At 60.8% G+C, this 23,134-nt stretch carries 21 protein-coding genes; 15 read left to right on the forward strand and 6 right to left on the reverse strand.

Features of this window, described 5'->3' with window-relative positions; translation table 11 throughout:
* Positions 1-74: 74 nt before the first annotated feature.
* The 6 genes from kdpF (at position 75) to ACEN9A_RS07520 (ending at position 8,263) form a co-directional block, all read left to right on the forward strand.
* The gene (gene kdpF / locus ACEN9A_RS07495) at positions 75-164 is read left to right on the forward strand and encodes a K(+)-transporting ATPase subunit F (protein ID WP_007899818.1); all 90 of its coding nucleotides are present in this window, start codon (positions 75-77) and stop codon (positions 162-164) included.
* An 8-nt stretch (positions 165-172) separates the two neighbouring features.
* Entirely contained in the window at positions 173-1,867 is a 1,695-nt protein-coding gene (gene kdpA, locus ACEN9A_RS07500; protein WP_258672873.1) for a potassium-transporting ATPase subunit KdpA, read from the forward strand.
* Positions 1,868-1,877: 10 nt separating this feature from the next.
* Positions 1,878-3,935 carry a potassium-transporting ATPase subunit KdpB gene (gene kdpB, locus ACEN9A_RS07505; protein WP_258672874.1) on the forward strand — a complete coding sequence of 686 codons (2,058 nt, stop codon included), beginning with the start codon at positions 1,878-1,880 and terminating at the stop codon, positions 3,933-3,935.
* Between the two features lie 257 nt (positions 3,936-4,192).
* Positions 4,193-4,738 carry a potassium-transporting ATPase subunit KdpC gene (gene kdpC / locus ACEN9A_RS07510; protein ID WP_258672875.1) on the forward strand — a complete coding sequence of 182 codons (546 nt, stop codon included), beginning with the start codon at positions 4,193-4,195 and terminating at the stop codon, positions 4,736-4,738.
* A gap of 129 nt (positions 4,739-4,867) precedes the next feature.
* On the forward strand, positions 4,868-7,519 hold the full coding sequence (locus tag ACEN9A_RS07515; RefSeq protein WP_258672876.1) for a DUF4118 domain-containing protein: 2,652 nt from the start codon (positions 4,868-4,870) through the stop codon (positions 7,517-7,519).
* A gap of 48 nt (positions 7,520-7,567) precedes the next feature.
* Entirely contained in the window at positions 7,568-8,263 is a 696-nt protein-coding gene (locus ACEN9A_RS07520) for a response regulator (protein ID WP_019650532.1), read from the forward strand.
* A 145-nt stretch (positions 8,264-8,408) separates the two neighbouring features.
* Here ACEN9A_RS07520 and ACEN9A_RS07525 read toward each other — a convergent pair whose 3' ends face one another.
* Positions 8,409-9,458 carry a patatin-like phospholipase family protein gene (locus ACEN9A_RS07525; RefSeq protein ID WP_019650533.1) on the reverse strand — a complete coding sequence of 350 codons (1,050 nt, stop codon included), beginning with the start codon at positions 9,456-9,458 and terminating at the stop codon, positions 8,409-8,411.
* A gap of 219 nt (positions 9,459-9,677) precedes the next feature.
* On the opposite strand from ACEN9A_RS07525, the gene ACEN9A_RS07530 reads away from it, so the two are divergent.
* The 3 genes from ACEN9A_RS07530 to ACEN9A_RS07540 all read left to right on the forward strand — a co-directional run bounded on the left by ACEN9A_RS07530 (position 9,678) and on the right by ACEN9A_RS07540 (position 11,789).
* A complete protein-coding gene (locus ACEN9A_RS07530; RefSeq protein WP_018929811.1) occupies positions 9,678-9,956 on the forward strand; it encodes a hypothetical protein in 279 nt (92 codons plus the stop codon).
* Between the two features lie 46 nt (positions 9,957-10,002).
* Positions 10,003-10,770 (forward strand): CHAD domain-containing protein, encoded by a 768-nt coding sequence (locus tag ACEN9A_RS07535; RefSeq protein WP_064616708.1) that lies wholly within the window; start codon positions 10,003-10,005, stop codon positions 10,768-10,770.
* A 221-nt stretch (positions 10,771-10,991) separates the two neighbouring features.
* Complete coding sequence (locus ACEN9A_RS07540) at positions 10,992-11,789, forward strand: acyl-CoA thioesterase (protein ID WP_258672877.1); 798 nt, start codon at positions 10,992-10,994, stop codon at positions 11,787-11,789.
* Here the strand turns inward: ACEN9A_RS07540 and ACEN9A_RS07545 are convergent, their stop codons facing one another.
* From ACEN9A_RS07545 to ACEN9A_RS07555, 3 genes are all read right to left on the reverse strand, one after another.
* Positions 11,790-12,158, reverse strand: a complete 369-nt coding sequence (locus tag ACEN9A_RS07545) for an Mpo1-like protein (RefSeq protein WP_019582554.1) — start codon at positions 12,156-12,158, stop codon at positions 11,790-11,792.
* A gap of 132 nt (positions 12,159-12,290) precedes the next feature.
* The gene (locus tag ACEN9A_RS07550) at positions 12,291-13,772 is read right to left on the reverse strand and encodes a methyl-accepting chemotaxis protein (RefSeq protein ID WP_019650535.1); all 1,482 of its coding nucleotides are present in this window, start codon (positions 13,770-13,772) and stop codon (positions 12,291-12,293) included.
* A gap of 187 nt (positions 13,773-13,959) precedes the next feature.
* A complete protein-coding gene (locus tag ACEN9A_RS07555; RefSeq protein ID WP_258672879.1) occupies positions 13,960-14,766 on the reverse strand; it encodes a TatD family hydrolase in 807 nt (268 codons plus the stop codon).
* A 237-nt stretch (positions 14,767-15,003) separates the two neighbouring features.
* Between ACEN9A_RS07555 and ACEN9A_RS07560 the strand changes: the two genes are divergently transcribed.
* The 6 genes from ACEN9A_RS07560 to greB all read left to right on the forward strand — a co-directional run bounded on the left by ACEN9A_RS07560 (position 15,004) and on the right by greB (position 19,845).
* Positions 15,004-16,425, forward strand: a complete 1,422-nt coding sequence (locus tag ACEN9A_RS07560; RefSeq protein WP_258672880.1) for an MltF family protein — start codon at positions 15,004-15,006, stop codon at positions 16,423-16,425.
* Between the two features lie 103 nt (positions 16,426-16,528).
* Positions 16,529-16,963 (forward strand): DoxX family protein, encoded by a 435-nt coding sequence (locus ACEN9A_RS07565; RefSeq protein WP_018929804.1) that lies wholly within the window; start codon positions 16,529-16,531, stop codon positions 16,961-16,963.
* Positions 16,964-17,224: 261 nt separating this feature from the next.
* Complete coding sequence (locus ACEN9A_RS07570; protein ID WP_007939981.1) at positions 17,225-17,533, forward strand: hypothetical protein; 309 nt, start codon at positions 17,225-17,227, stop codon at positions 17,531-17,533.
* A 242-nt stretch (positions 17,534-17,775) separates the two neighbouring features.
* The gene (locus ACEN9A_RS07575; RefSeq protein ID WP_019650537.1) at positions 17,776-18,072 is read left to right on the forward strand and encodes a helix-turn-helix domain-containing protein; all 297 of its coding nucleotides are present in this window, start codon (positions 17,776-17,778) and stop codon (positions 18,070-18,072) included.
* The gene (locus ACEN9A_RS07580) at positions 18,069-19,358 is read left to right on the forward strand and encodes a type II toxin-antitoxin system HipA family toxin (protein WP_258672881.1); all 1,290 of its coding nucleotides are present in this window, start codon (positions 18,069-18,071) and stop codon (positions 19,356-19,358) included. Before ACEN9A_RS07575 ends, ACEN9A_RS07580 begins: the two co-directional genes overlap by 4 nt.
* Before the next feature lie 13 nt (positions 19,359-19,371).
* Entirely contained in the window at positions 19,372-19,845 is a 474-nt protein-coding gene (gene greB / locus ACEN9A_RS07585; protein ID WP_258672882.1) for a transcription elongation factor GreB, read from the forward strand.
* Positions 19,846-19,944: 99 nt separating this feature from the next.
* Here greB and ACEN9A_RS07590 read toward each other — a convergent pair whose 3' ends face one another.
* Both ACEN9A_RS07590 and ACEN9A_RS07595 read right to left on the reverse strand, forming a co-directional pair.
* Positions 19,945-22,449: an ABC transporter permease gene (locus ACEN9A_RS07590; RefSeq protein WP_258672883.1), complete on the reverse strand. Its 2,505-nt coding sequence runs from the start codon at positions 22,447-22,449 to the stop codon at positions 19,945-19,947.
* On the reverse strand, positions 22,449-23,132 hold the full coding sequence (locus tag ACEN9A_RS07595) for an ABC transporter ATP-binding protein (protein WP_007939984.1): 684 nt from the start codon (positions 23,130-23,132) through the stop codon (positions 22,449-22,451). Before ACEN9A_RS07595 ends, ACEN9A_RS07590 begins: the two co-directional genes overlap by 1 nt.
* Between the last annotated feature and the right edge of the window lie 2 nt (positions 23,133-23,134).

Raw genomic sequence — 23,134 nt, forward strand, 5'->3', positions numbered from 1 at the left:
ATCTCGCTCCTTTACAGCCTCCCTGCCGACAATCACTCCACACGCGGCAATACGCCGTAACACGGAGAACTTCCATGAGCGTTCTGGACGGAGTGTCACTGCTATTGGCAGTGGGGCTGTTCATTTATCTGTTGGTTGCGCTGTTGCGCGCGGACCGGAACTAGGAGCGGCTATGCACAGTTATGACTATTGGCTGATCCTCGCCTTCTTCGCCGTGGTGCTGATTCCGGCACCGTTTCTGGGGCGCTTCTACTACAAGGTGATGGAAGGGCAGCGTACCTGGCTTTCGCCGATTCTCGGCCCGGTGGAGCGTGGCTGCTATCGGGTGGCCGGCGTCGATCCGCAGGCCGAACAGAGCTGGCAGAAATACACCCTGGCCTTGCTCGCCTTCAACCTCGCGGGCTTTTTGCTGTTGTTCGCGATCCTGTTGTTCCAGGATCACTTGCCGCTGAACCCGCAAAACCTGCCAGGCCAGGAGTGGACGCAAGCGTTCAATACCGCTGTCAGCTTCATGACCAATACCAACTGGCAGTCCTACAGTGGCGAAGCATCCCTGAGCTACTTGAGCCAGATGGTTGGCCTCACCGTGCAGAACTTCGTCAGCGCCGCCACCGGTCTGGCGGTTCTGGTTGCACTGTGTCGCGGCATTGGTCGCAAGTCGACCAAAACCCTCGGCAACTTCTGGGTCGACATGACCCGCGCCACCCTCTACGGCCTGCTGCCTCTGTGCTTGCTGCTGGCGCTGTACCTGGTGTGGCAGGGCGTGCCGCAAACCTTCGCGCAATATGTGAATGCCGTGACGATGCAGGGCGTCGATCAGGTGATCCCGCTCGGCCCGGCCGCCAGCCAGATTGCGATCAAGCAACTGGGCACTAACGGCGGTGGCTTCTTCGGCGTCAACTCGGCGCATCCGTTCGAGAACCCGACGGCCTGGAGCAACCTGTTCGAAGTCGCCTCGATCATTCTGATCCCGGTAGCGTTGGTGTTCACCTTCGGCCATTACGTGAAAGACCTGCGTCAGAGCCGCGCGATCATCGCCTGCATGCTGGCGCTGTTTTTGATCGGCGGCGCGACGTCGCTGTGGGCTGAATACCAACCCAATCCAACCCTGGCCAACGTCGCCGTCGAACAGACCGCGCCGCTGGAAGGCAAGGAAGCACGCTTCGGCACCACCGCCACCGTGCTGTGGTCGGTGACCACCACCGCAGCGTCGAACGGTTCGGTCAACGGCATGCACGACAGCCTCAACCCGCTGAGCGGCATGGTCGCGATGGTCAACATGATGGTCGGCGAGGTGATCTTCGGCGGTGTCGGTGCCGGGCTCTACGGCATGTTGCTCAACGTGTTGATTGCGGTGTTCCTCGCCGGGCTGATGATCGGCCGCACGCCGGAATACCTCGGCAAGAAACTGCAAGCCCGGGAAGTTCAGCTGTTGGTGGTGACCTTGCTGGTGATGCCGGTGGGCGTGCTGGTGCTCGGCGCGATTGCCGCCAGCCTGCCTGGCCCGGTCGCGGCGGTGAGTAACCCCGGCGCTCACGGCTTCAGCCAGTTGCTCTACGCCTACACCTCGGCCAGTGCCAACAACGGTTCTGCCTTCGGCGGCTTTGGTGCCAACACCGCGTTCCACAACCTGATGCTGGGGCTGGGCATGTTGATCGGGCGCTTCGGTTACATCCTTCCGGTGCTGGCCCTGGCCGGCAGCCTGGCGATGAAGAAAACCGCGCCGATTGGCCAGAACAGCTTCCCCACCCATGGCCCGCTGTTCGTGACCTTGCTGACCGTGACCATTTTGCTGGTGGGTGGTTTGACCTTCCTGCCGACATTGGCGCTGGGTCCTATCGCTGAACACCTGAGCATGGGCTTCTGAGGATCTAATGATGAATATGCCCGTTACCAAAACCGTCGCCGCCAAAGCGCCGGAACAACCGAAAACCGCGATCTCGGCCCTCTGGCGCCCGGCGCTGGTGCAATCGTTCGTCAAGCTCGACCCACGGCAATTGCAGCGTGCGCCGGTGATGCTGGTGGTGGAACTGACCGCCATCCTCACCACCGTGCTGTGCTTCATTCCCGACAGCGCCGTGCCAACCTTCGTTGCCGCGCAAATCGCGTTGTGGCTGTGGTTCACCGTACTGTTCGCCAACTTCGCCGAAGCGTTGGCCGAAGGTCGCGGCAAGGCCCGCGCCGACAGTCTCAAGGCCGGCAGTGTTGGCTTGAGCGCCCGGCGCAAAAGTGCCAATGGCAGCTTTCAGGTAGTGCCCGCCAGTAGCCTGCGCAAGGGCGACGTGGTGCGCGTCGAAGCGGGGGAGATGATTCCCGGCGACGGCGAGGTGATCGAAGGTATCGCGGCGGTCAACGAAGCGGCGATTACCGGTGAATCGGCGCCCGTGATTCGCGAGTCCGGCGGCGACCGTTCGGCCGTCACCGGCAACACTCGACTGGTGTCGGACTGGCTGCTGGTGCGCATCACCGCCAACCCCGGCGAGTCGACTCTGGATCGCATGATTGCGCTGGTCGAAGGCGCCAAACGCCAGAAAACCCCGAACGAAGTGGCGCTGGATATCCTGCTGATCGGCCTGACCCTGATCTTCCTGCTGGTGGTGGTGACCCTGCAACCGTTCGCCCACTTCGCCAACGGTAACCTGCCGCTGGTGTTCCTCGTGGCGCTGTTGGTCACGCTGATTCCGACCACCATTGGTGGCTTGCTGTCGGCCATCGGTATCGCCGGGATGGACCGTCTGGTGCGCCTGAACGTGATCGCCAAATCCGGTCGTGCCGTGGAAGCGGCGGGGGACGTGCACGTCCTGCTGCTGGACAAGACCGGCACCATCACCTTCGGCAACCGTCGCTGCAGCGCGGTTTATGCCGCACCAGGCGTCAGCGCCAAGGAACTGGCCGAAGGCGCGTTGTTCGCCTCTCTGGCCGATGACACCGCTGAAGGCAAATCCATCGTCGAGTACCTGCGCGGTCTTCACTCGCACCCCGAACCGTCCCCCGAAGTACTGACCGCCGTGCCGTTCAGCGCTGAAACCCGCCTGTCCGGTGTCGACTATCAGGGCCGGGTCTATCGCAAGGGCGCGGTGGATTCGCTGCTGAATTTCGTTGGTCTGAAACGCGCTGATCTGGCTCCCGCCCTGTCCCGGGAAATCGACAAGATCGCCCAGAGCGGTGGTACGCCTCTGTTGGTGTGCGCCGACGGCAAATTGCTCGGTGTCATCCACCTCAAGGACGTGGTCAAGCCCGGCATTCGCGAGCGTTTCGCCGAGCTGCGCAAACTGGGGATTCGCACCGTCATGGTCACCGGCGACAACCCGTTGACCGCTGCTGCGATTGCTGCCGAAGCGGGCGTGGATGATGTGTTGGCCGAAGCCACGCCGGAGAAGAAACTGGCGCGCATTCGCCATGAGCAGAACGACGGTCGGCTGGTCGCCATGTGCGGCGACGGCGCCAACGACGCCCCGGCCCTGGCCCAGGCGGACGTGGGCATGGCGATGAACGACGGCACGCAAGCCGCGCGCGAGGCGGCGAACATGGTCGACCTCGACAGCGACCCGACCAAGCTGTTGGACGTGGTGCAGATCGGCAAGGAATTGCTGGTGACCCGTGGTGCACTGACCACCTTTTCCATCGCCAACGACGTGGCCAAGTACTTCGCGATCCTGCCGGCGCTGTTCGCCTCGATCTACCCGCAATTGGGTGTGCTCAACGTCATGCACCTGAGCAGTCCGCAGAGCGCGATTCTCTCGGCGATCGTGTTCAACGCCCTGATCATTGTGGTGCTGATTCCACTGGCGCTGCGCGGTGTGCGGGTGCAGGCGGCGAGTGCGGCGGCGTTGTTGCGACGCAATCTGCTGATCTATGGACTGGGCGGGATTCTGGTGCCGTTCGTGGGCATCAAGGCGATCGACATGCTGTTGACGGCGTTGCATCTGGTTTAGCGGTTGTTGTTTGAGGCAGGGGCTTTTGTGGCGAGGGGGCTTTTGTGGTGAGGGGGCTTTTGTGGTGAGGGGGCTTGCCCCCGTTGGACTGCGTAGCAGTCCTGAAACCAGCCAACTCGTTGGGCCAGACAGCTCGCGGTTGCCGTATTGGGGCTGCTGCGCAACCCAACGGGGGCAAGCCCCCTCACCACAAGAAGCACTATTGCCTGAGCAGTTGCATCCAGACCTGAGTTTTTTATCGAATCGAGGATTTTGAAATGTCCACACTGATACGTCCGGCCCTGAGCCTGCTGGTGCTGATGACCCTGATCACCGGCGTCGCTTATCCCTTGGTGGTGACTGGCGTTGCCCAGGTTGCCTTCCCGGACCAGGCCAATGGCAGCCTGGTGCGCGACGCCGACGGCAAGGTCCGTGGCTCGTCGCTGATTGCCCAGGATTTCGTCGGCGACGCCTGGTTCCACCCACGGCCATCGGCCGGTGCCTTTGCCACTGTGTCGAGCAGCGCCAGCAACCTTTCGCCGAGTAATCCGGCGCTGGCCACTCGGGTGATCGAGGAGGCCAATAAGCTGCAGGTGGCCGGGCAGGGACCGGTGCCGTTGGCCATGCTGACCACCTCCGGCAGCGGCCTCGATCCGCACTTGCCACCAGCGTCGATTGCCTATCAACTGGCGCGTGTCGCGGCAGCGCGCAACCTGCCGGTGTCTACGCTTGAGCAACTGCTGGATGCGCACATCGAACAGCCGCTGGTGGGGCCGCCGGTGGTGAATGTGCTTGAGTTGAACCTGGCACTGCAGAAGCTGTAGATCAAAAGATCGCAGGCTTCGCCAGCTCCTACATTGACCGTGTCGACACCGCGACCTCTGTAGGAGCTGCCGAAGGCTGCGATCTTTTATGGCAACACCCCAATCCCAAGTCGAACAAGGCAATGACAGATGAGTGACTCCGGCCGCGCCGATGCGCTGTTAGCAGACCTGCCCCGCGATGGCCGCGGCCGGCTCAAGGTGTTCCTTGGCGCCGCTCCGGGGGTCGGCAAGACCTACGCCATGCTCCAGGCCGCCCACACTCAACTGCGCCAGGGCGTGAAAGTCCTGGCCGGGGTGGTCGAAACCCACGGCCGCGCCGAAACCGAAGCACTCCTCGCCGGTTTACCGCAGCAGCCATTGGTGCGCTCGGAATACCGTGGCGTAATGCTCGAAGAAATGGACCTCGATGGCTTACTCGCCGCCAAGCCGAAACTGGTGCTGGTCGACGAACTGGCTCACAGCAATGCCCCCGGCAGCCGTCACACTAAACGCTGGCAAGACATCCAGGAATTGCTGGCCGCCGGCATCGACGTGTTCACCACGGTCAACGTCCAACATCTGGAAAGCCTCAACGATCAGGTGCGCGGCATCACCGGCGTACAGGTGCGTGAAACCCTGCCGGACTGGGTGTTGCAAGAAGCCTACGAACTGCTACTGATCGACCTGCCGCCGCGTGAGTTGCTGGAGCGTCTGCGCGACGGCAAAGTCTACGTGCCGGAGCAGGCGCGGGCGGCCATCGATGCGTTCTTCACCCAGACCAACCTCACCGCCCTGCGCGAACTGGCGATGCAAACCGCCGCCGCTCAAGTCGATAACGATCTGGCGCAGGGGTATCGCCAGTTGGGGCAAGCAGCGCCGGCGGTGCGTGGTCGTTTGTTGGTGGGCGTCGATGGCGATGCGCAGGCCGAGCGTCTGGTGCGTCACGCCAGTCGCGTCGCCCAGCGGCGGCATCTGCCGTGGAGCCTGGTACATGTGGACAACGGCCGGGTGCGTGACGAGCAGTCGCGCCTGCGCCTGCAAAGTGCCCAGCAACTGGCCGAACGCCTCGGCGGTGAAGTGGTGTTGCTGCGCGCCGGTGAGGTGGCGAAAACCTTGATTCAGCACGCCGCTGAACGTCGTGCCAGCCTGGTGCTGGTGGGCCAGTCACGCCAGCGTTTGCGTCGACGGTTGTTCGGTGGCGGTCTGGCGTCGCGTTTGCTGCGCGATGCTCGCGGGCTGGAAATCAACGTGCTCGACAGCGATCACGAACAGCATCAGCCACGTCAGCGTTCGGCGCAGTCGCTGGTCTGGTTCGACTACGCCTTGGCGCTGGTGGCGACGGTGCTCGCCAGTGCCCTGGCCTGGGCGGTGTCGAGTGTCTTGCCGCTGCCCAACATTTCGCTGGTGTTCCTTGCGGCGGTGTTGCTGGTGGCGGTGCGCAGCAGTCTTGGCCCGGCGCTGGCTTGTGCGGCGCTGTCGTTTCTTACCTATGACTTTCTGTTCATTCCGCCGAATTTCTCATTTGCCATCCAGCGCGAAGAAGACGTGCTGACCTTGCTGTTCTTCCTGCTGATGGCGGCCCTGACCGGTAACCTTGCAGCGCTGCAGCGACGACAATTGCAAGCCTTGCGCGACACTCAGGAAGAGACCACTGAGTTGCTCGACCTGTCGCGCAAACTCACCGCCGCCACCGACCGTCAGGCCGTGGTCAGCGCTGCCGCCCAGCATCTCAACGGCTGGAACGACCTGAAACTGTGCCTGCTCAATCGCGATGGCCAGAGCGGCTGGAAAGTCGAAACCGGCGGGCCGCTGGAGTTTTCTGAAGCCGAGCGCGCCGCCGCCGATTGGGCCTGGCAACACGATCAACCGGCAGGCGCGGGCACCGGTACCTTGCCGTTCGGGCGCTGGTGGTGGTGGCCGTTGTCGGTGGACGACGGGCCGCTGGCACTGCTCGGCGTGTGTGCCAAAGAAGGCCAGACCCTGAGCGGCCAGCGTCGGCGCTTGCTGACCGCGCTGAGCCAACCGTTGGCCCAGGCGTTGGCCCGGGCGCAACTGGCCGATGATCTTGAGGCCGCGCGCTTGCATGGCGAAACCGAACAGTTGCGCAGCGCGCTGCTGGCGTCGGTGTCCCACGATTTGCGCACGCCGTTGACCTCCATGCGCGGCAGCATCGACAGCCTGTTGGCGCTGGGCGAGGCGATTCCGCTTGCGGACCGTCGCGAACTGCTCGAAGGCACCCGCGATGAAGCCGAACGGCTGGATCGCTACATCCAGAACCTGCTGGACATGACCCGCCTCGGTCACGGCGCCCTGAAGCTGGCGCGGGACTGGGTATCGCCGGCAGACATCGTCGGCAGTGCACTTAATCGTCTGCGCGCGGTGCTGGCGTCGTTGCACGTCGTGACCGAAGTGCCGACCGAACTGCCGCTGCTCTATGTGCATGCCGCGTTGATCGAGCAAGCACTGGTCAATGTGCTGGAAAACGCCGCGCGTTTCTCACCGCCCCACGGACGTCTTGAATTGCGCGCGGGCGCCACTGACATCGAGCTGTTTTTTTCGGTGAGTGATGAGGGACCGGGGATTCCGGAGGAGGATCGGGCGAAAATTTTCGACATGTTCTACACCGCCGCTCGTGGTGATCGCGGTGGGCAGGGTACGGGGTTGGGGCTGGCGATCTGTCAGGGTATGGTCGGTGCCCATGGCGGGCGGATCAGCGTCGCCGACGGCATCGAAGGGCGCGGCACCTGCATCACGCTGCACTTGCCGTTGCAGACTCAGCCGGGATTGGACAGTGAAGCCTGATCTCGCCTGCGCTACTCTCTTGCCACCTCTTTGTGTTGATGTGAATTCATGAGCCAGACCGCGACCATTTTGGTCATTGACGACGAACCGCAGATCCGTAAGTTCCTGCGCATCAGCCTCGCCTCCCAAGGCTACAAAGTGCTGGAGGCCGGCACCGGCACGGAAGGCCTGGCCCAGGCCGCATTGAACAAACCCGACCTGTTGGTGCTCGACCTCGGCCTGCCGGACATGGACGGCCAGCAGGTGCTGCGCGAGTTTCGCGAGTGGTCGACGGTGCCGGTACTGGTGCTCTCGGTGCGCGCCAGCGAAGGGCAGAAAGTCCAGGCGCTGGATGGCGGCGCCAATGACTACGTGACCAAGCCGTTCGGCATCCAGGAGTTTCTCGCCAGGGTGCGCGCCTTGTTGCGTCAGGCGCCAACGGGTGAGGCCCAGGAAGCGGCGCTCAATTTCGGTCCGCTCACTGTCGACCTGGCTTATCGCCGGGTGCTGTTGGACGGCGCCGAAGTGGCGCTGACTCGCAAGGAGTATGCGGTGCTGGCGCAACTGGCGCGGCATCCGGGGCGGGTCATCACCCAGCAGCAATTGCTCAAGGACATCTGGGGCCCGACCCACACCGAGGACAGCCACTATCTGCGGATCGTGGTCGGGCACCTGCGGCAGAAACTGGCGGATGATCCGACTCAGCCGCGGTTCATTGTCACCGAGGCGGGGGTGGGGTATCGGTTGATTGAATCGTTGAGTTAGGTGGTGCCTGCTGAAAAGATCGCAGCCTTCGGCAGCTCCTACATTGGAATCGCATACACCCGTGAAATGTCAGACGGACACAAATTCTGTAGGAGCTGCCGCAGGCTGCGATCTTTTGATCTTTTGATCTTTTGATCGGTACGCTCTACCGCCAATCCTCATTCCGATCGTTCTCATACCGATCCATCGTATCGCGGGCAATCTCGCGCCCCAGTGCGATCAACTCCGGCGCCTTGTAGAACTCGAAAAAACGGCACACCCGCTTGGGTACGTTGATCAGGATATCCGGTGGATACCCGGCAATCTTGTACTGCGCCAATGAGGTCTGCATCACCTCGAAACTCTGGTTGATCAGGTCCAGCAAAGACGCCGGCCCGACGTTGTCGATGATGAACGACCCGGTGGCGGATTTCGGTGCGCCGTCGCTTTCCGGGGCCGCCGCCGGTTGCTGGGCTTCGGGCTGGGCGGATTCGATCCACGGGTTGATTTCGGCCGCCTCTGCCATCAGCGCTTCCTTTTCGAGAAGCAGCAATTGCTCCGCCTGTTTACGGCGGAAAGGCAATTTCGAGCCCAGCGAGCTGATCAGGCTGTCGAAGCGGGTCTTGAATGCCGCCGGGCGCTGGATCACCGGCAGTTGATAGTGACGCTGGTTGGTGGAGTTGAGGTTGACCGCGATGATCAGGTCGCAATGGCTTGACACCACCGGCACGATCGGCAACGGGTTGAGGATGCCGCCGTCCACCAGCATGCGGTTGCCCTGCATTACGGGGGTGAACAGGCTGGGGATCGCCGCCGACGCACGCATGGCCTGGTGCAGACAGCCTTCCTGGAACCAGATTTCCTGCTGGTTTGTGAGGTCCGTGGCCACGGCTGTGTAGGGGATGCGCAGGTCTTCGATATTGATCTCGCCGACGATCTTGCGGATCTGCCCGAAGACCTTCTCCCCACGAATCGCGCCCAGGCGGAAGCTGACATCCACCAGGCGCAACACGTCGAGGTAATCCAGGCTCTCGATCCAGTCGCGATAATCATCGAGTTTGCCGGCGGCATAGATCCCGCCGACCACCGCGCCCATGGAGCAACCGGCGATGCAGGCGATGTCGTAGCCACGCCGTTCGATCTCTTCAATGACGCCGATATGGGCGTAGCCCCGGGCACCGCCCGAGCCCAACACCAGTGCGACACGCTTTTTCATGAATCGACCTCTCTGACAAGGTTCAACAATGCACCTATCGAGGGGCACGCTTCAATCGCTATGGTCGTTCGACGGGAGCGGGCGTCGTTTTTTGACACTCAACGAAGGCGAGTAGGTATCCTCGCGAGCGCTATAGTTTCCACTGCGGGTCCAAGGCACTTTTCGCGCGCCAGAGCGGTCTTACCTGCACGACTGTCTATTATCTTTGAGGTGTGAGTAATGAAAGCCTGGATTTGTGTACCTTTGATTGCGTTGGCGCTTGCCGGTTGTGCCGGTAAAACCGCTTACCGTGACAGCTGCGGTAGCCAGCTCGACGCCGCCTGGCACGAACTGGATCTGGCCAAGGCCGAGGGTTTAGCCGGGACTGTCAGCTACTCCAAGGCGCTGTCGTTGCTGACCGGTGCCAAGACCCAGCAACAATTCGAAGCGTACGAGGGTTGTACCAGAAAGGCCGAGAAGGCACGTTTCTACATTCGTGAGTCCCGCGCCGGCCGTTGAGGCATGATGGAGCGTACTCAGGGTAATTCGATTCAGGGAGTACGCGATGTCTGCCGTGGTTGATCGGTTGGTGGCTCAAGTACTGGGCCTGGAAGTCCGTTTGCTGGCCTGTCAGGCTCGCTTGAGTGCCCGCACCGATCCCGAAGCGCTGCACGATCTGCGCACCACCGTGCGCAGATTGCGCAGCCTGCTTCGTCCCTTGCGCGGTTTGCCCGGGGTCGAACAACTGGAAGCAGCGTCGTCCCGGGTCGGCCAACTGACCACACCGTTGCGTGATCGTGAAGTGCTGGCGGCGTACTTGCTCCAGCACAATCAACCCGAGGCCGCGCACCGGCGCATGGCGCGGATGGCTGAGGCTTATCCAGCCGTGGCGATGAGCCCGGAGCTGACGCAGTTGCTGATGATCCTCGACGCCTTTCCGCGTTTCCTGCGGGCCTCCCAGCGCCAGGGTTTGCTCAAGGGCTTGCGCCAGCGCATCGAAAAACGCCTGGCCAAACAATGGAAGAAACTCGACCAGGCCCTGCACGATCCCGCCCATGACCGCCATCGTCTGCGCCTGCTGATCAAGCGTGCGCGTTATGGTATCGAAGCTTATCCCGAACTGGATCGTTTGCCGGAAGCGGCCATGCCCAGGCTGAAGTCGGCTCAGGCTGCCTTGGGGGATTGGCACGACAGCTGGCAATGGCTGGCCCGCGCCAAGGAAGAGCCCGATTTGCAGCCGTGTGTCGAAGTCTGGAAAACCACCATGGCCCAGGCCGAAGAGCGCGCCGACCGTGTTCTCGACAAACTCAGCAGAGCCTGCTTCAAATCCTGAAACCACCACCGTCCTCGTAGGAGCTGCCGAAGGCTGCGATCTTTTGACTTTCGGCGTAATTGATGACGCTAAAGATCAAAAGATCGCAGCCTTCGGCAGCTCCTACGGGGTGGTGGTGCTATCCGGCTTATCTGTCGGGCTCTTTGGCCGGAATAAGCGCTGTGTCGGCCTTGCGAGCTGGTTAAGATCGCTCCATCCATTTCCCAGTCCCTGAGGTTCCCATGCGCTTTTCCGATCTGCTCGACGCTGTTCGCAGCCAGCCGCAGGAAGTGTCTATTCCACCTGAATGGGGCCAGGGGCGGGCGAGTTTTGGTGGTCTGATCGCTGCCTTGCAATACGAAGCCATGCGCGCAAAAGTCCCGGCGGATCGTCCGGTACGCTCGCTGGCAATCACCTTTGTCGGCCCGGTCGAACCCGATGTACCGGTCAGTTTTGAAGTCGACGTATTGCGCGAAGGCAAAGCCGTCAGCCAGGTGCTGGGCCGGGCGATGCAGAAGGGGCAAGTGGTGACATTGGTCCAGGGCAGCTTCGGCGCTTCGCGAACTTCCGAAGTGGTGGTCGCGGCCAACCCGGCTCCTGAGATGAAGCATTGGGACGACTGTCAGGAACTGCCGTACATCAAAGGCGTGACCCCGGAATTCATGCGTTACCTGGCCATGCGCTGGAGTGTCGGTGGCATGCCGTTCACCGGTAACAAATCGCGGGACATGGGTGGTTGGGTACGCTTGCGCGGGGATGGGGAGGGCGAGTCGATCAGCGAAGCCCATATCCTGGCGCTGGTCGACGCCTGGCCGCCGTCCTTGTTGTCGCATCTGAAGAAACCGGCGGCAGGCAGCACGCTCACCTGGACCATCGAATTCGTCCAGCCGTTGCTGGCGTTGAGTACGCTGGACTGGTGCAAGTACCTGGTGGACATCGAACATGCCGCTGACGGCTATGGGCACGCCGCCGCCAATCTCTGGAGCGAAGACGGTCAGCTGATCGCCATGAGTCGGCAGACCGTCACGATTTTCGCCTGATCAGCGATGGCGACGGTGGCGTTCGCGCCAGGCGCGCCACCAGCCGCCACTGAAGAAAAACCGGGGGAAGGTCAGGAACTGCTCGACCAGCAAGCGTGATACCGCGTCTTTGCGATCACTGAACGGCTCGGAGGCTTGCGCCTCCAGGCTATGACCGTGACGCTGCAGGCCCAGGGCGGCAATCAGGCCGATGACGCCAATTGCGAAGCTCGCCAGATCCAGGCTGAACACCCCCGAGACCATCAGCAAAAACGCCACGATGAACAGCGGCACGGCAATCAGGTGCAACACCAGATTGGTCGGGTGCTGGTGATTGTGCGGGTACAGGCGCCATTGCCAGGCGGGAAGGTTGGGATGACGTTTGCCCATGATGCTTATCCTTGGTTCGTTGAGGCTCATGAACAAAGAATAGGTCGGGCGAAAGACGTCGGCGAATCAAGGCTGGCTATCGGCGCGATAGGGGTCATGGTCGATATTCATGTTGACTGCCTTCGCGGGCCCTTAAAGCTTGAGCTGCCCGATGGCCTTGCTCAATTCCCCGGCCAACATCGCCAATTCATTGCTGGTAATCGCCGAGTTCACGGTCTGCTTCACGGTGTTCTCGGTCACGTCGCGAATGCTCACCACGGCCCGATTCATCTCCTCCGCCACATGACTCTGCTGCTCGGCCGCCACCGCGATCTGCGTATTGCTTTCACGCATTTGCGCCACCGCACCGGTGATTTCAGCCAGGGCCACACTGGCTTCCTGGGCCTGTTGCATGCAGTCGTCCGCCTTGTATGAACTTTCCTGCATGAAATCCACCGCGTCCCGAGTCCCGGCCTGCAGCGCGGAAACCATGGTGGTGATCTCGTCGGTGGACGTCTGGACCCGTTTGGCCAGGTTGCGCACTTCATCGGCGACCACCGCAAACCCGCGTCCCATCTCACCGGCCCGGGCCGCTTCGATGGCCGCGTTCAGGGCCAGCAGGTTGGTTTGTTCAGCGATGCTGTGAATCACGTTGACCACGCCGTTGATCTTCTGGCTGTCCTCGGCCAGGCGCTGAATCATCTCGGCGGTTTGCTGCACGCCAGTGGACAATCCGCCAATCGATTTCTGTACCCGAGTCACCACTTCCTGACCGCTGCCAGCCAGGGTGTCGGCGGTTTGCGAGAGGTCGCGGGTGGCGCCGGCGTGTTGGGCAATGTGATGGACCGTGGCGGTCATTTCGTTGATCGCCGTAGCGGCCTGATCGGTTTCGCTTTGCTGGCCGAGCATGCCGTGACGCACCTCGTTCATGCTCGCGGCCAGTTGCGCGGCACCGACGTCCAGTTGCCGGGCGGTGCTGGCGACAGTGTTGACCACCCGCTGGTAGCCGGCCTGCATGGCATTGAAGGCATTGGCCATCTGCCCGACTTCGTCCTTGCAGGCCAGTGGCACACGGGCCGACAGGTCGCCGCTTTTCTCGACGTGGAGCATCACGTCTTTCAAGGTGTTGAGCTGGCTGAGCAGGAAGCGGATCAACAGTTGCGACGCGCCGAGCATCGCCAGCATCAGGATGAACACCGCTACCGCGTAGTGAGTGAAGCGCTCGCCGAACACCTGGCTCAGGCTCGGGCTGTAGGCAACGACCGCGACCTGTTGACCGTCGGGACGAGCGAACACCTCGGCACCCATCAACGGATTTTCCCCGAACAGCGGCATGGCATTGATCTGGACCCAACCGAGGGTATCGGTCAGTTCCAGCAGCGGTTGCCCGTTCAGTAAAGGCGCCTGCCCACGATTGAAGGTCAGCAGGTTGTCGGCCTTGGGCAGCGGCTGCCCGACAGGCCAGGCATTGAGCAATCGTGCCTGGGCCTGGGCCGATACTTGCGCGGCGTGACTGCGGGCCTGTTGTTCGAGCTGCACGGCGTACAGCACCAGCAACAAGGTGGTGACAAAGGCGACTGCGTTGACCGCCCAGAATTTGTATTTCAGCGAAATATTGCTAAGCCAGGCACCCATGGAGGTCTTCTCTGATAGCGGAAACAGTTTTGGCAAGGTGCCATTATTGTGCCGCTACTCAGGGAGACTGAATTTGATGTGGGTCAACAGATTCTTTGCTGCATGAAAAAGATCGCAGCCTGCGGCAGCTCCTACGCCGATCGCGGTCCTCTGTAGGAGCTGCCGAAGGCTGCGATCTTTTCAGGCTTCACGCGAACTCAGGCAACCCGAAAAACGCGCGGGCGCTGGCGGTGCTGTGGGCGGCGAGGTCTTCCATGCTTTCCCCGCGATGCAACGCCACTTCACGCAACACTTCAGTCAGATACGCCGGCTCGTTGCGACCGTTCTTCGGCTTGGGGCGCAAGCTGCGGGGCAGCAGATACGGCGCGTCGCTCTCCAGCATCAAGCGCCCGCGTTTAATCTCCTTGACCAACGGATGCAGGTGCGTGCCCCGGCGTTCGTCGCAGATCCAGCCAGTGATGCCGATGTGCAAGTCCAGATCGAGATAGCTGAACAGCGCCTTCTTTTCCCCAGTGAAGCAGTGCACCACAGCAGCCGGCAATTGATCGCGGTAATCGTGCAGGATCTCCAGTAATCGTTGGCTGGCGTCACGTTCATGCAGGAACACCGGTAGTTGCAGTTCGACCGCCATTGCCAGATGTTCTTCGAGGACCTTTTCCTGCTGCGGGCGGGGTGAGAAGTCACGATTGAAATCGAGGCCGCATTCACCCACGGCCACTACGTTCGGCTCCTTGAGCAAACTGCGCAGACGCTGGGCGCTGTCGGCGTTCCAGTCGCTGGCTGAATGCGGGTGAATGCCGGCGGTAGCGAACAGTCTTTGAGCGCTTTCGTCCAGTTGCCGGCACAGTTCCAGCGCCTGTTCGCTGCCCTCGACGCTGGTCCCGGTAAGCACCAGTTGGCAGACCCCGGCAGCGTAGGCACGGTCGAGTACAGCCTGGTGTTTGTCGGCAAAACTGGGGTTGGTCAGGTTGACGCCGATATCGATGAGTTGCATGGTGCTACCTCGGACCAAAGGCCGGAAAGCATATCAGAGCTGTAGATTTATAAGAAAAACCAAGAACTACAACGAGTTAAAGCTGTCTGTTGAGGCCGCGAGGCAGGTCGGGGTTGGTAGATTTGCCATCACTGTGCCACTCTCTCGCACTTTATCAGCGCTTCAAGCGCTCTGTTTCTGTTGCCCGATGTCATGAAATCACTCATGAGGTTGGCCAGTATTCTTTCCGGAGAGTGGATGACACGTCCCTCGGTTTTGTTACTGCTGTGTTGTTCGTTGCTGCTGCCGATGCCGGCGGTTGCACGTCTGGCCGGGCCGTTGCAAGCCGTACCGGCAGCCAAGGTCCGCGACCTGACGGAGATTCGCAGCAGCCGTGTGCTGCGGGTGCTGGTCAACCAGAGCCGCAACAGCTCCGGCGAAGTCCAGGGCCAGGCCATTGGCGTCGAATACCACCGCCTGCGGGCTTTCGAGCAATACCTTAATGGCCACGCCCGTGACGGCCAGGAAATCACCCTCAAGATCATTCCCAAAGCAAAGGATCAACTGCTCGGCGCGTTGCAGCGCGGGGAGGGTGATCTGGTCGCGCCGGGGGAATTGCTTGATCCGCAATCGGGGCACGCGGTCAGCACCAGTGAACCGATTGCCAGCAACGTGCCGTTGCTGCTGGTGGGGATCAAAGGCGAACGACGTTACACCCACCTTGAACAACTCTCGGGTAAAACCCTCGCGCTGCCCACCGGCAGTGCTGCCGGGGATGCGGTCAGCCAGATCAATCAGAAGCTCGCGCTGCACAAACTGCCCCCGGTGAAGATCGAGTGGGTCGACCCAAGCCTGGCCGTCGAGGACGTGCTGGAAATGGTCCAGGGCGGGATCTTCCATTTGACCATCGTCGAGCAACCGATCGCCGAGCGTTGGGGCAAGATCCTGCCCAAGTTGCGCTTCGATCGGCAGGTGCTCATCAATGAGCCGGGCGAGGAATACTGGTTCGTGCGTCGCGACGCCTCGATGCTGCGGGCGAGCATCGACCGTTTCCTGACCACCTACAAGCAACCGTCGGACCAGGATGCGGCGTTCCTGCGGATCTACCGGCGCCTGTATCAAGTGCACTATCCCTTGGCCAAAGCCGATCGTCAGCGTCTGGAAAAACTTCGACCGGTGCTGCAAAAACACGCGCAAGCCCAGGACATGGACTGGCTGAACCTGGCAGCGCTGGCGTTCAAGGAATCGGCGCTGCAACCCACTGCCAGAAGTGGAGGCGGCCCCACCGGCCTGATGCAAATAACACCATCGGCCGCCCAACGGGTTGGCGTCAGTGACATTCAGAATCTCGATGCCAATGTGCAGGCCGGCGCCAAGTACCTGGCGATGATCCGCCGCAAATTCTTTGCCAGCCCCAAACTCAACGAGCGCGAGCGCATGGCGTTCGTGCTGGCGGCCTACAACATGGGGCCGGAGCGGGTCCAGGGCATGCGGGCCGAGGCTCGGCGGCGCGGCCTGAATCCTAATCAGTGGTTTTTCCAGGTTGAGCGCATCGCCATGGAGCAGGTGGGAATGGGGGCTGTCAGCTATGTTAATAGCGTGAACAAGTATTACCTGGCGTTCGATCGGGAGCGGGAATCGTTGGAGCCTCAGGGGCAGAAAGTTGCCTTACGTAAATGATCGACTAATCTGATTGTTATGGTGCGTTTTTTGCGCTTTTAACATGAGATAAACCGATTAATATGGCGACCAACCAACACACTCTCACAATGGATGACACAGCATGAGCACACTGATCAACAAGGTACTGTCTACCCGCGCTGGTTACGGCCTGACGATTCTGCGGATTTTCGTCGGCATCATCTTCGCGGCCCACGGCTCACAGAAACTCTTCGGGGCATTCGGCGGCTACGGCATTGCCGGCACCGCGCAGTACATGGAAAGCATTGGATTGGCGCCCGGTCACCTGATGGCGATCCTGGCCGGTGGTACTGAGTTCTTTGGCGGTCTGGCGCTGATCATTGGCCTGCTGGCACGCCCGGCGGCGTTGGGGCTGACCTTCCTCTCGCTGGTTGCGATTTTCTCGGTGCACATCAGCAACGGTCTGTTCATGGCCAACAACGGTTATGAATTCGCCCTGGCCTTGCTCGGTGGCAGCCTCGCAGTGCTGATCGAAGGCGCAGGCAAGCTCTCGGTCGACCGCGCCATCGCCGACTGACCGCTCTGGCTCAACGAAAAGGCCCGCACAGTGTGATGCACTGTGCGGGCCTTTTTTTGTTGCTGGTGATTCTTGACACTGTCCGGTCAGCTTCTCTAGGATGCTGCTCATGCGCCGATTTAAACAGCTACTTGCGGGGCGCCAGGTGACTCATTCAGTTGCCGATAGAAGCTTGAAACAGGCTTCGAAATACCGCTAAAGCGCTGGTTCGGTGTTGCCTCTCACCTGCCATGCAGACTTTTGAGGCAGAGACACGACACAATGAATGCATTGAACCCCGTTGTACGCCCCGCGCCGATCACGGCACATCTCACCCAGCGCAATCCAAAAATCCTGCTTGGCGGTAAACATCAGCCGACGCTGTTGCGTTACCTCGATGGCTGGCCACGTCGCACCGGCGGTCCGGCAGCATTCCTGATCCAGTTTGTCGAAGATGGCGAGTCGCTGGAGCGCTTCGCGACTGACAGTTTCGATCTGGCGGTGATTCAGGCGCCCAGCGCCGAGGACGCGCCTGAAGTGATCAGGCAACTGACCCGCGTTGCGCGCCAAGGGCTGATTGCCCGCTGCTGAGGCTCAGGGCGCTGGCAAGTCCAACTCATCTTTCAAGCCTGTATTAACTGGCCAGTTTTTTATGCTATTGGTCGTACCTGACCTTTTCTTCGTGTTTTATTATATCAATTGGTCAAATGTGACCATTTAATATAATAAATGACATGCACTGTTATTGATACAATTGGTCAGAATAGTCCATTTGTTTGATATTATTGATAACAATGGGTCAGTTATGACCAATAGTGCGCTCGGAGTAAGCTATGTCACTTATGCATTTTTTGTACAGCCCAGCGGAAATCGCACGCGAACTGGGGAAAAATGCCGAATCGTTGCGCTTGTCCAAGAACCTTTCTCGCAAAACCCTGGCTGAGCAATCTGGAGTGTCTGAGTCCTCCATCAAGCGGTTCGAGCGCTCAGGCTCGATCACCCTTGAGTCCATGATTCTCCTGGCCACGGCGCTCGATGAGCTGACGCCGGTGATGAGTCTCTTCAAACCCTCGCATCCAGGCTCAATCGACGAGCTAAAAAATCTTAAGCGTAAACGAGGCACCAAATGAGCTCGCCTATCCCCAGGTTCAAACCCACCGAATCGCTCAGCGTTACCGCCAATGGCGTAATGGTGGGCGAATTGAACCGTGTCGAGGGGAAAGGCATCTACTTTGTGTACGACAAAGAATGGCTGGCCAAGGGGTTCGACCTTTCTCCCTTGACAATGACATTCGATGACAAGCCACAGCTCGCTCGTGACAGTCGTTTGTTCAAAGGCCTGCATGGCCCGTTTGCAGATTCCTTGCCGGACCGTTGGGGGCTTCTGCTGATGGATAGGTTCTTCGACGCGACCTTCGGAGCAGGCACCTCACTGACGCTCAGTCCGCTGGATCGGCTGGCCTATATGGGTGATCGAGCCATGGGAATCTTTGAGTATCATCCCAAAACAGAAAAGGTCGCCGCAGAGTCAGTGAATCTTGCTCACCTATTCGAGGCATCTGTCGAGGTACAACAAGGAGGCACCTCCAAAGTGCTCAAGGGGCTACGCTTGGCGGGTGGCTCCCCCGGTGGTGCCCGCCCCAAAGCAATCGCAGCACTGTCACACGATCTTGAGACTGCGACTTCAGCTTTTGGCCAGCTTCCACCTGGATACGCTCACTGGATTGTGAAGTTCAGGTCTCTGAATGAGCCTTTGGAGACTGGCGGGATCGAGCAAGCGTATGCGGTGATGGCCAGAAAGGCCGGGGTGAATATGGCGCATACGGCACTGCTGGAGGTGCAGATGCGTCAGGGCGGACTTGAGCGATTTTTCGCAGCCCAACGTTTCGACCGTGATGGCGATCGCAGGATTCATATGATTTCCCTCTCAGCGTTGGTCTACGCAGACTTCCGGGCACCGACCATGGATTACAGCCAGATACTCAAGGTGACAAGCGCGCTGACGAAAAGCGCTGCCGAGGTTGAGAAAATGGCAAGACTCATGATCTTCAATGCGGTGTTCCACAACTACGACGATCACACCAAAAACTTTGCGTTCCTGTATCACGAACCTCAGGACAAAAATGGGCAGGGAGTCTGGAGGCTGTCTCCAGCGTACGACCTTACTTTCTCCAATGGGATGGGCGAGCACTCCACTGCATTTTCAGGTCATGGCAAGCCGACACGAAAGGTCATCAGAGATATGTGCAAGGATTACAAATACCTCAAGCCTGATGAATACATCGACCAAACCCTCGCCGCGCTTGATGACTGGGATCGTGTGCTCGGAACACTAAAAATCCCTAAGTCTGCGGGGGCTGCAATTCACCGGGTTCTCAGTGATGCAAGGGTGCGCTTCGAGGAGATAAATCGTTAATGAGAAATCCATCTTGAGTACGAACATCATCACACAGGAAGGTCATGAGGCTCTGAAGCAAGAGCTCGACTACCTTTGGCGGGAGAAGCGCCCTGACACCACGCGCAAGGTCACTTGGGCGGCGTCGCTTGGCGACCGTAGCGAAAACGCGGATTACCAATACAACAAGAAGCTGCTCCGGGAAATCGACCGGCGTGTTCGGTACCTTCGCAAGCGCCTCGAAGATGTCCGGGTGGTTGCGTACTCACCTGAGCAGGAGGGCAGGGTCTTTTTTGGGGCTTGGGTCGAGATCGAAAACGAGGCAGGTGAAATCAAGAAGTTCAGAGTTGTGGGGTATGACGAAATATACGGACGCAACGATTACATCTCCATCGATTCACCGATGGCGCGTGCGCTTTTGAAGAAAGAGGTGGGGGATGAGGTCATTGTGCAGACTCCGAGCGGAGAAATGTTGTGGTGGATAAACGAGATCACATACTCGAAATAGTATGAAAGTAGGGGCATAGGGTGTACTCGGCGCTTTCCGAGCGATCGCCCTGCGGGGGAGGGCGATAACGGCTCGTGGTGACTAATACTTGATGAGCTATCAACCCTCGCGCAAGACTGTCAGCGGGCTGGCGTTCAAGGCGCGGCGCGTGCCGAATACACCGGCACCGCCGATCAGCAGCGCGCCGATCAGCGGCATTACCAGCAGCCATGGATGCGGATGCCAGGGCAGGTCGAAGGCGTAGCGGTAGAGCACCAGGCTCACCAGTTCCGAGCCCAATGCCGCCAACAGCCCGCTGACCGCGCCGAGCAAGCCGAACTCGATCCGCCGCGCCCTGACCAGCAACTGCCGTTCGGCGCCCAGCGCTCGCAGCAACGCGCCTTGGCGAATACGTTCATCGAGGGTTGCCTGCAAGCCGGAGAACAACACCGCCATCCCCGCCGCCAACACGAACAACAGCACGTATTCGACCGCCAGGGTCACTTGCGCGAGGATGCTGCGCAACTGCTCCAGCAGGGCTTCGACTTGCAGAATGGTCACTGCCGGAAAGCTGCGGGACAGGTCGACGATCTGCTGATCGTGACCGGGCGCCAGATAGAAACTGGTCAGGTAGGTCGCCGGTAAGTCCTTCAGGGTGCCGGGCTGGAAGATCATGAAAAAGTTCGGCTGGAAGTTGTCCCAGTTGATCTCCCGCAGGCTGGTGACTTTCGCCTCCCGATTGACCCCCCCAACGCTAAACACCATGTGATCGCCGAGCTTGAGCTTGAGGCTTTCGGCGACTTTACCTTCCACCGAAACACCGGGTACTTCATCCGCCGGTTGCTGATCCCACCAGTTGCCGGCGGTGAGCTTGTTGCCCGTCGGCAGGTCTGCCGCCCAGGTCAGGCTCAGGTCGCGTTGGATGGCTCGGTCACCGGCCGAATCCTTGCTGACGATTTGCTGCACCGGTTCGCCATTAATGCTGATCAGCCGTCCCGGCACCACCGGGTACAGCGGCGCCGATTGCGCCGACAGCTCCATCAGCCGATCGCTAAAGGCCTGTTTGTCCGCCGGCAAAATGTTCAGGGCGAAATAATTCGGGGCGTTTTTTGGCAACTGGTTTTGCCAGGTGTCGAGCAACTCGCCACGCAGCAAAGCGATCAGCGTCATGGACAGCAGAATCAAGCCGAAGGCCAGGGATTGACCCGCTGCCGCCAGTGGATGGCGCAACAGTTGGCCCAACCCCAGGCGCCATGGCAATGAGGCGCGCGCCAGCATCCGGCGCAGGCTCTTGAGCAGCAGCAAGAGCAAACCGCCAAGCACCAGTGCCGCGATCACACCGCCGCCGAGCAGGGCGAAGGTCAGCACCAGGTCGAGGCTCAGGCGCCACATGATCAGGCCGAGGGCGCCCAATGCCGCGCCATAAACCATCCAGGTGCTGGACGGAATCGGCAGCATGTCCCGGCGCAATACCCGCAGCGGTGGGACTCGACCCAGCGCGGCCAATGGCGGCAGGGCGAAACCGGCCAGCGCGACCAGCCCGGTACCGATCCCGGCGATGGCCGGCAACAGGCCTCCCGGTGGAACGTCTGTCGGCAGTAAATCATGCAGCAGCGCGAACAGCCCGAGCTGAGCCAGCCAGCCGAGCAGGGCGCCGCTGATGCTGGCGAGCAGTCCGAGCACCGTCAGTTGCAGACTGAACAGCACCATGGTTTCCCGGCGGGACAGGCCCAGGCAGCGCAGCAAGGCACTGGCATCGAATCGGCGGGTGGCGAAGCGTGTCGCCGACAACGCCACCGCCACGCCGGACAGCAGCACCGCCACCAGGCTGGCCATGTTCAAGTAACGTTCGGCCTTGCCCAAGGCACCGCCGATCTGCCGATTGCCATCGCGGGCATCCTGGATGCGCTGGTTGGCGGCCAGGCCTGGCTTGATCAATTGACGATAGGTTTCCAGCGCCTGGGCGTTGCCGCGCCAGAGTTCGCGGTAACTGACCCGGCTGCCGGGTTGCACCACGCCGGTGGCCTCAAGGTCGCTGAGATTGATCAGCACCCGTGGCGTCAGGCTGTAGAAGTTACCTGCGCGATCCGGTTCGTAGGTCAGCACCCGCGCCAGTTTCAGGTTTTTCATGCCGACATCGATGCTGTCGCCGATCTTCAAGTCCAGTGCAGTCAGCAGTCGCGCTTCAACCCAGGCTTCGCCGGGTTTCGGACCGCCACCGGGTGCTTCTTGCGCGAACGGCGCAGGGGCGCTTTTCAGTTCGCCGCGCAACGGGTAGACGTCATCGGCGGCTTTGATGCTGGACAGCTGAATGCCGTTGTCGGTGGCAATGACACTGGAAAATTCCACCACCTGAGCATGTTCAAGGCCCAGCTCGATGCCACTGTTGATCTGTTCCGGCCGCGCCGGCGAACTGCCTTCCAGCAACAGGTCGGCGCCGAGAAACTCTGTGGCGCGCAGCATCATGGCGCCGTTCAGGCGGGCACCGAAGTAACCGATGGCGGTACTCGCCGCCACGGCCACCAGCAAGGCGAAGAACAACACACGCAACTCACCGGCGCGGGCATCGCGCAGCAGTTGACGGATAGCGAGACTGAACAGGCGCAACAGCGGCAGGCGTGCCATCAAGGCTCCAGAGGGGCGACCAGCAGGCCGGCTTCAAGGCGGATCAGGCGCCGGCAGCGATGTGCCAGGCGTTCGTCATGAGTTACCAGCACCAGGGTGGTGCCGCGTTCCTTGTTGAGTTCGAATAGCAGATCGCTGATGCGCTCGCCGGTGTGGCTGTCGAGGTTGCCGGTGGGTTCATCGGCGAACAGCACGTCGGGCTCGGCGGCGAAGGCGCGGGCAATCGCCACGCGCTGCTGTTCGCCACCGGAAAGCTGGCGCGGCGAGTGGGTCAGGCGTTGGCCCAGGCCGACCCGTTGCAACAGCTCGGTGGCGCGCTCACGGGCGTCTTTGCGGCCATCGAGTTCCAGCGGCAGCATGACGTTTTCCAGGGCGTTGAGGCTGTCGAGCAGTTGAAAGGACTGGAAGACAAACCCCACGTGCTCGGCGCGAATGCGCGCGCGCTGGTCTTCGTCGAGATTGCTCAGGCCTTGGCCAGCGAGAGTGACTTCGCCGCTGCTCGGCAGGTCGAGGCCGGCAAGCAGGCCGAGGAGGGTGGATTTGCCGGAACCGGAGGCGCCGACAATGGCCAGGCTATCGCCCTTGTTCAGTTCCAGGCTGAGTTCGTGCAGGATAGTCAGTTCACCTTCCGCGCTGGGAACCACTTTGCTGAGGTTCTTCGCGGTGAGAATGCTTGCGCCCATGG

It is taken from the genome of Pseudomonas sp. Pseusp18 (assembly GCF_059506005.1).

What these genes read in the sequence shown, in the direction of transcription:
- kdpF (WP_007899818.1), top strand. Translation starts at nt 75, where the DNA reads ATGAGCGTTCTGGACGGAGTGTCACTGCTATTGGCAGTGGGGCTGTTC.
- kdpA (WP_258672873.1), top strand. Translation starts at nt 173, where the DNA reads ATGCACAGTTATGACTATTGGCTGATCCTCGCCTTCTTCGCCGTGGTG.
- kdpB (WP_258672874.1), top strand. Translation starts at nt 1,878, where the DNA reads ATGAATATGCCCGTTACCAAAACCGTCGCCGCCAAAGCGCCGGAACAA.
- kdpC (WP_258672875.1), top strand. Translation starts at nt 4,193, where the DNA reads ATGTCCACACTGATACGTCCGGCCCTGAGCCTGCTGGTGCTGATGACC.
- ACEN9A_RS07515 (WP_258672876.1), top strand. Translation starts at nt 4,868, where the DNA reads ATGAGTGACTCCGGCCGCGCCGATGCGCTGTTAGCAGACCTGCCCCGC.
- ACEN9A_RS07520 (WP_019650532.1), top strand. Translation starts at nt 7,568, where the DNA reads ATGAGCCAGACCGCGACCATTTTGGTCATTGACGACGAACCGCAGATC.
- ACEN9A_RS07525 (WP_019650533.1), bottom strand. Translation starts at nt 9,458, where the DNA reads ATGAAAAAGCGTGTCGCACTGGTGTTGGGCTCGGGCGGTGCCCGGGGC.
- ACEN9A_RS07530 (WP_018929811.1), top strand. Translation starts at nt 9,678, where the DNA reads ATGAAAGCCTGGATTTGTGTACCTTTGATTGCGTTGGCGCTTGCCGGT.
- ACEN9A_RS07535 (WP_064616708.1), top strand. Translation starts at nt 10,003, where the DNA reads ATGTCTGCCGTGGTTGATCGGTTGGTGGCTCAAGTACTGGGCCTGGAA.
- ACEN9A_RS07540 (WP_258672877.1), top strand. Translation starts at nt 10,992, where the DNA reads ATGCGCTTTTCCGATCTGCTCGACGCTGTTCGCAGCCAGCCGCAGGAA.
- ACEN9A_RS07545 (WP_019582554.1), bottom strand. Translation starts at nt 12,158, where the DNA reads ATGGGCAAACGTCATCCCAACCTTCCCGCCTGGCAATGGCGCCTGTAC.
- ACEN9A_RS07550 (WP_019650535.1), bottom strand. Translation starts at nt 13,772, where the DNA reads ATGGGTGCCTGGCTTAGCAATATTTCGCTGAAATACAAATTCTGGGCG.
- ACEN9A_RS07555 (WP_258672879.1), bottom strand. Translation starts at nt 14,766, where the DNA reads ATGCAACTCATCGATATCGGCGTCAACCTGACCAACCCCAGTTTTGCC.
- ACEN9A_RS07560 (WP_258672880.1), top strand. Translation starts at nt 15,004, where the DNA reads ATGACACGTCCCTCGGTTTTGTTACTGCTGTGTTGTTCGTTGCTGCTG.
- ACEN9A_RS07565 (WP_018929804.1), top strand. Translation starts at nt 16,529, where the DNA reads ATGAGCACACTGATCAACAAGGTACTGTCTACCCGCGCTGGTTACGGC.
- ACEN9A_RS07570 (WP_007939981.1), top strand. Translation starts at nt 17,225, where the DNA reads ATGAATGCATTGAACCCCGTTGTACGCCCCGCGCCGATCACGGCACAT.
- ACEN9A_RS07575 (WP_019650537.1), top strand. Translation starts at nt 17,776, where the DNA reads ATGTCACTTATGCATTTTTTGTACAGCCCAGCGGAAATCGCACGCGAA.
- ACEN9A_RS07580 (WP_258672881.1), top strand. Translation starts at nt 18,069, where the DNA reads ATGAGCTCGCCTATCCCCAGGTTCAAACCCACCGAATCGCTCAGCGTT.
- ACEN9A_RS07590 (WP_258672883.1), bottom strand. Translation starts at nt 22,449, where the DNA reads ATGGCACGCCTGCCGCTGTTGCGCCTGTTCAGTCTCGCTATCCGTCAA.
- ACEN9A_RS07595 (WP_007939984.1), bottom strand. Translation starts at nt 23,132, where the DNA reads ATGGGCGCAAGCATTCTCACCGCGAAGAACCTCAGCAAAGTGGTTCCC.